The following is a 12,224-nucleotide window of genomic DNA, read 5'->3' as shown; positions in this document are numbered from 1 at the left end:
ACACTTTTTGGACAGACCCATTAAATTATTCATAATCGCATTCATCTGGACAAGGATGTCTTTTAATCAAAAAAGAAGTGGATATACAATATTTACCTTCGATATAAGCGGGGCGTCCTTCCTTGAAACGGATAGATACTTTTTTGATGTCTGTTCCGGTAAATGTGCCTGTATTGCCCGGTTGAACAACAAAAGCAGCCAGCTCTTCTCCCATGGCGCTAACCTCTACCGCACCGGTACTGGATGGGCTATTATAAATGGAAATCTGGCACAAAACAGCCTCAAGATGCTGGCCAAGCAGCCAAAGCTGCAACGGTTCGTCCGGAAAATCGTGAATTTGGAAGTTTCCGCAGCATTCCTTATCCTGAGTGATTGGCCTTCTCCCCGCCAGTTCGTAATCACTGACAGATTGAGAGGAGGACAAGGCATGTTGCGGAAACGCGGCGTTTGTTTCCACCTCAACGGGCAATTTTGCCGGGATAACCGGAAGCGCTTTTGGCACCGGTCTGGTATATGAGGCAACATATTGAATGTGAGGGCGCTGGGGAATCCGATACGGTCTTAACGGGTTTTTGCGCATCTTGCAAGGATGCAATGCTGCTCTATGACCTGTTGAATTTTTGTTTTTGCAGTTACGCTTATCCCGTTTCCCGGCCATTCCTCCCCCTCCCTTCCCCCATCTCTATTATTAAATGTTCAATAGCGGAAAAGGGTTATTAATTTGGGTTAAGGCATTTCCCGAGAAAGCATTGATTCAGCTCAACTGCACAAAAGAAACCGTTGCTGCTGTTGTCCCTGCTGCTAGCCCAACTGTAGCGGCCAGGGTTGCACTAGCTGTTACACGAATGGTATCTCCGGCTGTAATGTTAAGAACGATCTGATTGTATACCAGGCCTATCCCGATTGCTGCATTGACCTGCGATCCCGCAACGGCAGTTGCATTGAGAAAAAGCTGGAAGGTTGTGAGCAGCGAAAGCGTCGGATAGACAGAATAAGTGATCAGGTAACGGCCAGTAGTCGCAATTGTAAATATAGTTGCCGTAGGATTATTTACAGTAATGCCCGCAGGCAAATTTTGAGCATTGGGAAATGGGATATTGGCAGTAGGATTCAACAAAGTGATCACAATTGTTGCACCGCTTGTATTAGCAGCTGAGCCGCCAAGCAAGGAGGCAGGACCAGTTGCTCCTGTCGCTCCAGTGGCTCCCGTTGGACCAGTGAGGCCGGTTGCTCCCGTGGCTCCGGCGACTCCCGTCGGACCGGTGGGGCCCGTTGCTCCCGTGGCTCCGGCGACTCCCGCCGGACCGGTGGGGCCCGTTGCTCCCGTGGCTCCGGCGACTCCCGCCGGACCGGTGGGGCCCGTGGCTCCGGTGACTCCCGCCGGACCGGTCGGGCCCGTTGCGCCCGTGGCCCCGGCGGCTCCCATCGGACCGGTCGGGCCCGTTGCGCCAGTGGCTCCGGTGACTCCCGCCGGACCGGTGGGGCCCGTTACTCCCGTGGCTCCATCGACTCCCGCCGGACCGGTGGGGCCAGTTGCACCCGTGGCTCCGGCGACTCCCGCCGGACCAGTGGGTCCGGTTGCTCCTGTTGGGCCGGTGGGACCTGTTACTCCATCCGATCCTGTTGGACCCGTTGGGCCTGTCGGGCCGGTGGAGCCAGTTGCACCATCCGATCCTGTTGGACCCGTTGGGCCTGTCGGGCCGGTGGAGCCAGTTGCACCATCCGATCCTGTTGGGCCCGTTGGGCCTGTCGGACCGGTGGAGCCAGTTGCACCATCCGATCCTGTTGGACCCGTTGGGCCTGTCGGGCCGGTGGGTCCTTCAGGCCCTGTTGGACCGGTTGGACCAAACGGGCAGTCATTATTGATGCCATCACAATACAAGCTATGGCAATCGCCGCTATAGAGATTACAACAGTTAGCATGATTACAGCAAGCTTCCACCACTTATTCACCCCATAGCCAAAGCATTGGTTTCCTATCATTCTGCTAATTCTGCGCTCCAGTAAACATCTTAGTTTCAATTAATGCGCTAAGGCATTCAACTGCTTGTATTACTGCCTTCTTCCGCAAAAATCCGCTGTCCTCCATGCTGTTTCGGGGCGCCTTATATTAACGGCTCGTTTCGGACGGTCATTCTTTTTCAATGGATATGCATTTAGCGATCCATCCAAAAAAACGCCTTCACCACCAGGAAAATCCTTGGTGTTGAAAGCGTCTTGGACATGTATTGGATAAGTCCCCCCAGCTAAATCAAATTCAGTCCCCGCAATACGGAGGCAACCTCATCCCTCACCGCCTCGTCCAGCGGGCGGAATGGTGCGCGCACCGGACCGGAGGGCAGACCGACCAATTCAAGTGCAGCCTTGACCATGGCAGGCTGGCCGTACTTCCTCGCAAGCTCGCGAACGGGCTGCCAGCTATAGTAGCGAGTGATCGCATCTTCATTGCGGCCTGCCTTGAATTCGTTGTACAAAGCCACAAACTGACTAGCCATAAAATTGGCATTGGTCGAGCTGCAGCCGGTCAGGCCCGATGCCAGCGCGCCCAGTATCAGACCATCCGAACCGCACAACACCGCAATTTCGTCTCCGGCATACGCTTGCGTGCGGACCAGCGCATGAAGATCGGTGGCTCCTTGCTTCACGCCCGCCACATTAGGCAACGACGCCAGTGCCTTAATTTCTTCCGGACTCAGATGAACACCAATGCTTGCGCTATTGTAAATGAAAAGAGGGATATCGACGGCATCATTCAGCTGCTGAAAGTGATAAAAAATATCGGCGGGCCGAACCTCGGACACATAAGGCGGGGTTACCATAACCCCGTCCGCTCCGTATTGCTTTGCAGCCTCGGTAAGCTGAATAGCTTCCGCCGTGCCGCTGGCCGCCGTACAGCAAAGCAAAGGAATTCGCCCTCCAACCGCTTCGGCTGCGCAGCGGAAAAGCTGCTGGCGTTCCTGCAAGGTCATGCTGGGATATTCCGCATATGTGCCGCCCACAACAATGCCGTGAGCCCCCGAAGCAATAAAATGGTCGATATTGCGTTTAAGCGCTTCCTCGTCAATCTGAGATCCGTCCTCTGTAAATGGAGTCACCGCCAATACGTATATGCCTTTTAGCTTTTCTTTTAATACGGCTGCTTTCATCTATGTCATCCTCCCGTATTCATTGGTCAATAGTCCTTAAACAATAAAACCTGCCTTTTATCCCCTAGCCCATAATTATTAATCCTTATGCCCTATGCCTTATCCCTGCTCCTCATTCCTTATATCCCAGCAGCTTGCCAATTTCATTCAGACCGTCTTGAATTTCTTCCATAGATATGGCGTAGGACAGGCGCAAATGCGCGGGACTGCCAAAGCCGGTGCCCGGCATGACGGCAACATTGCTGCGCGACAATAAAATTTCCGCGAGCGTATCCATAGAATCCACCACTGTGCCGCATAACGTTTTGCCGAGCCATTCCGAAGCATCGACCCACACGTAAAATGCGCCTTCAGGTACAAGACAATACAAGCCACGAATCCGATTGACACCCGTTGCCAATATCTCGCGTCTATCCCGGTAAACGCATCTCATCTGCTCAACCTGATCCTGCGGCCCCGAAATAGCGGCTAGCGCAGCCATTTGCGCAATGGAGGAGGGGTTGCTTGTTGTATGAGACTGGAGCTTAAGCATCGCCGCTGCCACCGGAGCAGGAGCCGCGGCATAGCCGATTCGCCATCCCGTCATGCTGTACGTCTTGGAAACGGCGTTAATCAGTACGGTTCTTTCCTTCATTCCCGGCAAGCCGGCCAGACTTGTAAAGCCTTCTTCATTAAAAACAAAGCAGGAATAAACCTCGTCGCTGATCGCCCACAGGTTGTGCTTTATGCAAAACCTGGCAATATCCTCAAGCTCCGCCCGGCTGTAAACCGCACCGGAAGGATTTCCAGGCTGATTCAAAACAAGCATGCGGGTTGACGGCGTCAATTGTTTCTCCAGCATGGCGGGAGTCACCTTGTAGCCTGTGCGGGCATCCGTTTGAATGAATACCGGCTTTGCTCCCGCAAACTTGATTTGCTCCGGGAACGAAACCCAATAAGGGATCGGCAGCAACACCTCATCGCCACTTCGAAGCAGCGTATTGAAGGCATTAAACAAGGAATGCTTGCCGCCGGAGGAAACGACAATTTCATCGGGAGCGTATAGCACTCCGCATTGCTGCTGCAACGCATCCGCTATCGCTTCCCGAAGCGGCGCAATGCCCGCAGTATCGGTGTATCCGGTAAAATTGTTCCGAATCGCCTCAACTGCCGCTTCCTTGGCATGCTCCGGCGTCGGGAAATCGGGCTGTCCCAGTCCAAAGCGGTATACCTTTACGCCGCCCTGCTGAAGGCGCGCCACTCTCGCCTCCAGTTCGGCCGTTGGGGACGGCAGCAGCTTCTCCGTCCAGGGAGCCAGCTCGCGTTGTTCTGTTTGCTCGATAATCATCTCGGCTCACCTCGCATAATTTTGTGTTCAACACATACGGTTTTTCCGTATCTTAATTCCGCATAGTCGCGGCCTCAAGCGCAATCCGGGCGTAAACCCGCGCCGCGTTCAGAAGCTCGTCCAGTGTCACCCATTCGTCGGTTTTATGCGCCACGCTGAAGTCGCCCGGCCCGTAAATAACGGAAGGAATGCCTCTGGCTGCAAAATGAGTCATATCGCAATTGGCCGTTAGGCCCGTCACTGTCGTATCCTGTTGTCCATATACTGCTGATATCGCATCACGGCAAAGCTTCACTACGGGATGGTTTACATCTGTTTCCGAAGCTGCGCCGGTTGTCGGAACCATACGCGCAATATGAAGCTGCCCCTTCAGCGCTTCCTCTGCTTCCAGCACATCCATCAGCTCCTGTATCGCCCGCTCCTCTGATTCGCCTGGAATCAGCCGACGATCGATCAACGCTTCGCAATAGTCGGGAATCATTGATTCCTTGATCCCTCCATTCATAATCGTGACGGCCAAAGAAGACTGCCCGGTCAAAGGATGGCGCCGCTCCGCAAGCTCCCGCTCGGCAAACGCGTCCAGCGCCACGACCGCTTTAGCCATTAGCGAAACTGCATTTTTGCCCAGATGGGGCGTGGAGGAATGCGCCGCTACTCCTTTTGCCGCCAATACTGGCCGTATGCTTCCGCGATGGGCGATAGCAAGCGTGCGATTGGTCGCCTCGCCGATGACGGCAAGCGATGCTTCCAGATTGACAGGAAGCGCCTTGGCTCCTTTGCTGGCAGCTTCCTCATCAACAACCGCCGCCAGCACGATATCTCCAGGAAGGCGCTTCCCCGACCGCGCAATAGCCTCAATCGCCGCCATCATGGCTGCCAGCGGTCCTTTGGCGTCCATGACGCCTCTTCCGATCGCCTTGCCATCCTCGACGCGCAGCTGAAACGGATCGCCGCTCCACCCTTCTCCGGCGGGTACGACATCAATGTGCGTGTTCAGAATAACAGCTTTGGCTTCGCCGGTCCCCCTCAGCACGGCCAAAACATTGGGACGTCCCGGCTCGACTTCCTGAAGCGTCACCTCGCAGCCCACCGCTTTCATAAACTCGCCAATATAGCGGGCCGCCTCCTCCTCGTTGCCGCCGGGATTGACGCTTTGAAAAGAGACGAGGCGCGTCAGCACCTCAAGCACCCGATTAATGGAAAGGCTCTCCTCTACTGACTTGAAAAGCTCTGCCGGCATCATAGCGCCCTTACCATTCCGCCGTCAACAAGCAGCGTTTGACCCGTGACATAGCTGGCGTCCCCGGAGCACAAAAAGGCGACGGTTTTGGCCAGCTCCTCCGGCTTTCCATAGCGGCCCAGCGGAATGGAGCCCTCCGTTCTCGCTTTAAGCTCCTCCGGCGCAATGCCTGCTTTTGCCGCCCTCGCCTGATCCAGCGTGCGGACCCGGTCCGTATCAATGCGTCCCGGCGCAACGGTATTGACGCGTATGCCGTATCCGGCCAGCTCTTCGGATAGCGTTTTGCTCAGACCGGCTACGCCCGTTCTCATAACGTTGGACAACGTTAATCCGGCAATTGGCTGCTTCACGGAGGAAGAAGCCAAATTCACGACTACGCCCGACGTTTCTTTTAAATGGGGTAACGCATGACGCACCAGACGGACAATGCTCATCAAATTCAACTGAAAGGCGTATAGCCAATCCTCTTCCTTCAACTGCTCGAACGTGCCGGCGGGAGGTCCGCCGCTGTTCGTCACCACGATATCCAAACGTCCGAATAAACGGACGGCATTGGATACGCAGCGCGCTAAATCCTCCTCTTTACATACATCTCCCTGAATGCCAACAACTGAAGCTCCGGTCGCCGCGGCAATTTCCCCCGCCGTACGCTCCGCTCCCTCCGCATCCCGGCTGAACAAAAGCACATTACAGCCCCTGCCCGCAAGCTCGGCGGCCACCGCGCGCCCAAGCCCTTTGCTTCCCGCCGCCACCAGCGCCGTTTTGCCCTTCATATCTGCATTCATGCTTTTACCCTCCTATAACAGTTAATTCGCGAGGCAGCGAGGTTAAAATTTCACAGCCGCTTTCGGTAACGACCAGCGTTTCGCTGAAGCCAACGCCAAATTGATTAGGCACGCGCAGAGCCGGCGGGATATGGAACACCATGCCCGGTTTCAACACCCGCTCATCGTCGCGCTGCAAGCTCATAATATGTCCTTCGCCCCAATCGGGAGCAAACGCTACACCTATGGAATAGCCCGTCCGCTTGCGGAACATATCGTACATGCCGGCTTTTTCAATGACGCCGCGGCAAGCCTGATCCACCTCGCCTGCCGTAACGCCCGGCTTGACCGCTTCGAGCGCCGCGTTCAGCGATGCGATGCATACCTCGCTTGCCCGCTTCACTTCATCGGAAGGCGTTCCCGTATGCGCGGCCCGCATCAATGCGCCGTGATACCGGTTGCGGGCGCCCGCAACCTCCAGCAGCAGTGTTTCGCCGGAGCCAATCACTTTATGCCCCCAAGCGGCATGCATATTGCCGGATCGGTAACCTGATGAAATAAACGGCTCCATGCCCATGTATTCGCCGCCCGCCAATATCATCGCCGAAAACATTGCGGCAGCAGCTTCATCCTCGTTAGCACCTACGGCAATTGCATCTAGCCCCGCCTGCATCGAAGCATCCGCCACTTTGCATGCTTCGCGGATATAGGCCAGCTCGCCCGGCGATTTGATGACCCGGAATTTTTCCACCGTCCCCTGCGCATCGCTCAAAACATACTGGTCTCCCAGCAGCGTTTCCAGCTTCATATAAACGCGGACCTGCAGGAACCAGGAGCCCGTTTCCACGCCGATTCGCCCCGCTGGCACGCCAAGCTCCCGCACCGTATCCGCCGTCATTGCGATCGGGTCATTGGTGTCCTCGTAAACGGACACCTGATCAAGCGGGAGGCAGCTGTAGGTCCCGACATTGGCCAGTTCTCCGCGCCGCAGCACCAGCTTCGGCTTTCCTTCGGCAGGCACGATCAAACATTGATACATATAATAACCAGGGCTTTGATAACCCGTCAGATAAAAAATATTTTCCGGCGTATGGACCAGCATTGCCGACAGCTCCCGGCTTCGCAGCTCTTGCTGCACATGGCTAAGCCGTGTTTCAAACTCCTGTATTGGAAAAATTAGCGCAGACATCGCCATCCCTCTTTCCGCTTTTATTTTGATAGTTGCCATATATATCGCTTCGCCGGTCCCTCAAATAAGGAATCTGGCGTTCATACTCGCTGTTTCGGTTTAAATCAATAGTCAACACCTGCATTTCCTCGCGGTCGTTCGCGCCTTGCAGTACGTATTCTCCGTTCGGAGCAGCCACCTTGTTATTGCCAAATAAAAATTCATTGGCCGAAATGCCGCCCACACCGTTAACTGCGGCAACAAACCGGGTGTTCTCCAACGCTCTCGTGGCAAAATAAATGTCCCAGCGATGACGCAATTCCTTTGAAAAAGCGGACGGCACAACCATCAGATCGGCCCCCTGCAAGGTCAGCGTCCTCGCCGATTCAGGAAAGCCCGCATCATAACAAATCATCATGCCCACTTTGGCAAAATCAAACGGTACCGTCTTAAACTCGTTTCCCGCCGCAAAATACCGGCTTTCCTCATCCCATAAATGCACCTTGCTATAGGCAGCCACGATGTCGCCTTTGCGATTTATTGCGTAAGCGCCATTGGAAACGCCGTTCTCCATTGCAAGCGGCATCGGCAAAACGGCATTGACGCCTGCCTCTCTAACCGCTTCCTTCAGAAGCGCTACTGCATCGCTTCCTTCATCCTGAGCGAGACGTCCGTATTCCGGTCCAAGCGACTCCAAATCGTACCCGGTCAAGAACAGTTCGGGAAAAATGATCAGATCAACTTCCCGCTCGCCAGCCTCCCGAATAAAACGGACCGCCTTGCGCGCATTCGCTGCCACATCGCCGATGATGCTTTCAAACTGTACTAGACCCAATGTTGCCTCGCGCATCCCGTCTCCCCGCCTTTTTTAGAGGTAGTTCAAAAAGTCCACTTCCCATTACGGATTATGACTAGCGTCATGGCCGGCGTCGAATATGGCATTCAGCCGAAATCTCCAGTCCTCACTTAGCTTCCACTAAGCTCCGGTCCTCAATTTCTAGCTTCATCCCATCTTCTTGGTACTGATAACCGAACTTTTTGAACCTTCATTTTAAGGGTCGTTCAAAAAGTCCGCTTCCCATTACGGGTTATGACTAGCGTCATAGCTGGCGTCGAATATGGCATTCAGCCGAAATAAGCATATGCTTACGAAGTATGTTTCCTCCAGAAACATTTGAGGTCCTCACGTAGCTATCACTACGCTCCGGTCCTCAATTTCTAGCTTCATCCCATCTTCTTGGTACTGATAACCGAACTTTTAGAACTTTTATTAGAATTTGGACTAAAAGTGATTCAGCTGGCTTAAAAATTGGTCCAGTCGCGAATGCTTGGGCAGCTCTGCAAGCTTGGCGGCAGGCACATCCTCCACCACAATGCCCCCGTCCATAAAAATGATTCGATCGCCAACCCGTCTTGCAAATCCCATTTCATGGGTTACAATAACGACGGTCATGCCATCCTTCACCACATCGCCGATTACATCAAGCACTTCGCCCGTCATTTCCGGGTCAAGCGCGGAGGTGGGTTCGTCGAACAGCATCAGCTTCGGATTCATGGCAAGCGCTCTGGCAATGGCGATCCGCTGCTGCTGCCCTCCCGACAACTGCTCCGGGTAATGATCCTTGTGCTCCATGAGATGGACGCGGTCCAGCAGCCTGAGTGCGCGTTCGCGCACCGCCTGTTCCTTTTCCTTGCGCACAATATTAGGCGCCAGCATAATATTTTCCATCGCGCTTAAATGCGGAAACAAATCAAAGGATTGGAATACCATGCCGATTTCGGATCGATTTTTTCTTGTTGCGAATATATCCTTGCCTTCGAACGAAATGCCTCCCGAATCTACACTTTCCAAACCTGCCATGCAGCGCAGAAGCGTCGACTTGCCGGAGCCTGATGGGCCGATGATAACAACCCGCTCTCCTTCTTTGATTTCCAGGTTTACGTTTTTCAAAATTTCTCGGCCATGGTACGACTTGGTCAATGCTTCGATTTTGATCATGCGCCTTCTCCTCTCCCGCCACCGCAGCCCTCAGGCCGCCGAACGGCTCTCGCCTGATATCCCGGACTTTGCGATTAGCAGCTTTTGCTTCCTTTCAGATGCTTTGACAACATCCATTTTGCGTTCGATGTAGCCCTGCAGCAGTGTAAACAACGCCGTAAAGACCAGATAATAAATAACGGCTGCAATTAATGTGTCTACGTAGTTAAAGGTTGCACTTGCGGCTTGTTGAGCCGTGAGCAGCAAATCCATATAACCAACTACCGATGCCATGGCCGATGTTTTGAGCATGCCGATAAACTGGTTTCCCGTTGGCGGAACAATCAGACGTACCGCTTGAGGAAGCACCACATGTCTCATCGTTTGCCAGTTGTTCATGCCAAGCACGTGCGCCGCGCGTTTTTGCCCCTTGCTTACTGCCGAAAGACCGGACCGTATAATTTCAGCCATATAGGCCGCTTCGTTTAATGCCAGCGCAATCAACGCGCATTCAAAGCCGGATAACCGGATGCCGAATTGCGGCAAGGCATTAAACACAAAGATTAATTGCACCAGCACGGGGATGCCTCTAAAAAACCAGATGTATCCATTGGCCGCGCTGTTCAAAACCGACCATTTTGACATTTTGCCAAGCGCCAGCAGAAATCCCAGCGCTACGCCCAGCAGTTGTGCAAGCAGCGTAAGCTTCAGCGTGTTCGCGGCAGCAGCGGCAAACGTCTGCGAGGTCATGTAGTCAAAGACGCCGTTTACGTGCTCCAGGAATCCTTCCATGTTTACACCCTCTCTCCAAGGGGGTTCCACGGGACAAACACGCTGTCCCACGGCCCTAATTTTACGTGTTTCCAGCAATCTCTACTCAATAATGATAAAAACTCGCTTTATCTGCCAGCCTATCTGTTGAACAGACTCATTTCGGCCGGAAGATTGTATTTAGCCATCAGTTGATGATATATCCCTTTTTCCACCAACGTTTTGACAGCCTCTTCAATAGCACCCGCCAATGCGGTTTCACCCTTGTTCACAGCAATGCCAATTTGAGTGCCTGATTCCATGGTTTGAGCAATCTCGAAGACGCCTTCCCGCTCCTTGAGCAAATAAGCTGCGCCTGGAGACGAATGCAGGAATGCTTCGGCACGGCCGTTTTCTGTTGCAAGGACGGCGTCGTTTGCTGTAGGCAGCGCCAAAATGTCGATTTCAGTTTTGCCTTCAGCCTTCAGTTCAGCGTTGAACTCCGTCACGTACACTTCTTCGATCGCGCCCCTTGTCACCGCCACCGTTTTGCCGGACAAATCGTTCATTGAAGCAATGCCAAGCTTGTTGCCTTTGGGAACAACAATGGAACGTCCAATGCCCATGTATTTGATAAAATCAACTTGTGCCGCACGCGCTTCCGTCACAAACATTGCGGAATTGATAAGATCAATGCGCTTGCCTTGAAGCGCGGGAATAAGTCCGTCAAAATTCATTGCCACAATTTCAACTTCAAGTCCAAGCTCACGCGCTATTGCCTCCATAAACTCGATGTCGAAGCCCGTATACTGCTCGTCCGCCATATATTCGAACGGCGGATAAGTTGCAGCCACGCCGTACGTCAATTTGCCTTCGGTCACCAATTTATAGTCGGCAGCCGTTTCTGCCGAGGGCTGTGCGGAAGCGTCCGCCGTCGGCGAGGCCGTTCCCGGAGTCGCGGTGTTTCCTGAACATGCGGTAAGCAGTACAACCCAAACTGTCATCAATGCGCTAAACACTCTCAACTTCATAGCGATCCCTCCACTGTGTCTGTTTGATATATTGCATCACAAAGCTTTCCGTCTTGCGATTGTGCTCGACGAGAAAACGCCCTGCTTCTTCGGGACTGCCGCTTTTCATCAACTCGACAAGCTGGCGATGCTCCTGAATGGAACCATCCACCATATGCCTGTCCCCCAGCAAAATACGACGATAACGCTCGCTCTGCTCCCATAAGCGCTGTATGATGCCCAGCATGACCGGCTGGCCGGCCAGCTCATAGATAAACATATGAAACTTCCGGTTTGCGGCTAGCATCGTTTCCATATCAACCCCCGCCAGCCTCTCTTGCTCCGCAATCATTCCGTCAAGCTTTTGGGCGTCCGCTGCACTCAGACTGGCCGCGGCGAGCTTGACAGCCGCCTCCTCCAGCAAGCAGCGGACGAAATAAATTTCCGTCAGGTGCTCGGCGGAAAGATCATTAACCGTTGCCCCCCGATGCGAGTGCAATTGAACAAAATCCTGGGCAGCCAGCTTTTCCAAAGCGCTCCTGACCGGCATCTTGCTCACCTGAAGCCGTTCGGCGATGGCATCCTGATCCACTTTTTCACCCGGCGCCAGCTCGCCGCTAATGATCCACTGCTTGATTTGAGCAAACACCCTTTCTCCCATCGTTCGCATGCTTAAAGGATTGTCCAAAAACCATCACCCCCCGAAGATTTGATCAAATATCACATATTTTTGATAAGGAAAGCATAAATCATAAGTTATATTAATGTCAATATTCATAACATTATTTATTTGTAATGCTCAAATTCAACTCGATAATTGTACGAAATCAACAAAAAAATC

12 protein-coding genes are annotated in these 12,224 nt (G+C 53.4%); all 12 read right to left on the bottom strand.

The features are described from left to right. Positions 1–25: 25 nt before the first annotated feature. On the bottom strand, positions 26–658 hold the full coding sequence (locus tag A7K91_RS17340; protein ID WP_068684963.1) for an S-Ena type endospore appendage: 633 nt from the start codon (positions 656–658) through the stop codon (positions 26–28). A 96-nt stretch (positions 659–754) separates the two neighbouring features. Then, positions 755–1,882, bottom strand: a complete 1,128-nt coding sequence (locus tag A7K91_RS17335; RefSeq protein ID WP_068684961.1) for a BclA C-terminal domain-containing protein — start codon at positions 1,880–1,882, stop codon at positions 755–757. Between the two features lie 364 nt (positions 1,883–2,246). Next, on the bottom strand, positions 2,247–3,146 hold the full coding sequence (locus A7K91_RS17330) for a dihydrodipicolinate synthase family protein (protein ID WP_068684959.1): 900 nt from the start codon (positions 3,144–3,146) through the stop codon (positions 2,247–2,249). Positions 3,147–3,258: 112 nt separating this feature from the next. After that, complete coding sequence (locus A7K91_RS17325; RefSeq protein WP_068684957.1) at positions 3,259–4,473, bottom strand: pyridoxal phosphate-dependent aminotransferase; 1,215 nt, start codon at positions 4,471–4,473, stop codon at positions 3,259–3,261. A gap of 52 nt (positions 4,474–4,525) precedes the next feature. Beyond that, a complete protein-coding gene (locus A7K91_RS17320) occupies positions 4,526–5,716 on the bottom strand; it encodes a M20 family metallopeptidase (protein WP_082967530.1) in 1,191 nt (396 codons plus the stop codon). Continuing rightward, positions 5,713–6,498 carry an SDR family oxidoreductase gene (locus A7K91_RS17315; RefSeq protein WP_068684953.1) on the bottom strand — a complete coding sequence of 262 codons (786 nt, stop codon included), beginning with the start codon at positions 6,496–6,498 and terminating at the stop codon, positions 5,713–5,715. The genes A7K91_RS17320 and A7K91_RS17315 overlap by 4 nt, the downstream gene beginning before the upstream one ends. A 4-nt stretch (positions 6,499–6,502) precedes the next feature. Next, positions 6,503–7,666, bottom strand: coding sequence for a M24 family metallopeptidase (locus A7K91_RS17310; protein WP_068684951.1), 1,164 nt, complete (start codon positions 7,664–7,666; stop codon positions 6,503–6,505). After that, on the bottom strand, positions 7,632–8,495 hold the full coding sequence (locus A7K91_RS17305; RefSeq protein WP_068684949.1) for a nitrilase-related carbon-nitrogen hydrolase: 864 nt from the start codon (positions 8,493–8,495) through the stop codon (positions 7,632–7,634). The genes A7K91_RS17310 and A7K91_RS17305 overlap by 35 nt, the downstream gene beginning before the upstream one ends. A gap of 432 nt (positions 8,496–8,927) precedes the next feature. Beyond that, positions 8,928–9,644, bottom strand: coding sequence for an amino acid ABC transporter ATP-binding protein (locus tag A7K91_RS17300; RefSeq protein WP_068684947.1), 717 nt, complete (start codon positions 9,642–9,644; stop codon positions 8,928–8,930). Positions 9,645–9,674: 30 nt separating this feature from the next. Beyond that, positions 9,675–10,415 (bottom strand): amino acid ABC transporter permease, encoded by a 741-nt coding sequence (locus tag A7K91_RS17295; protein WP_068684945.1) that lies wholly within the window; start codon positions 10,413–10,415, stop codon positions 9,675–9,677. Positions 10,416–10,534: 119 nt separating this feature from the next. Continuing rightward, positions 10,535–11,404, bottom strand: a complete 870-nt coding sequence (locus tag A7K91_RS17290) for an ABC transporter substrate-binding protein (RefSeq protein ID WP_082967529.1) — start codon at positions 11,402–11,404, stop codon at positions 10,535–10,537. After that, complete coding sequence (locus tag A7K91_RS17285; protein WP_068684943.1) at positions 11,385–12,071, bottom strand: GntR family transcriptional regulator; 687 nt, start codon at positions 12,069–12,071, stop codon at positions 11,385–11,387. Before A7K91_RS17285 ends, A7K91_RS17290 begins: the two co-directional genes overlap by 20 nt. Positions 12,072–12,224 lie beyond the last annotated feature (153 nt).

This window comes from Paenibacillus oryzae (assembly GCF_001675045.1).
Classification (GTDB): Bacteria; Bacillota; Bacilli; order Paenibacillales; family Paenibacillaceae; genus Pristimantibacillus; species Pristimantibacillus oryzae.
This window is presented reverse-complemented; position numbering and strand designations above follow the sequence as displayed.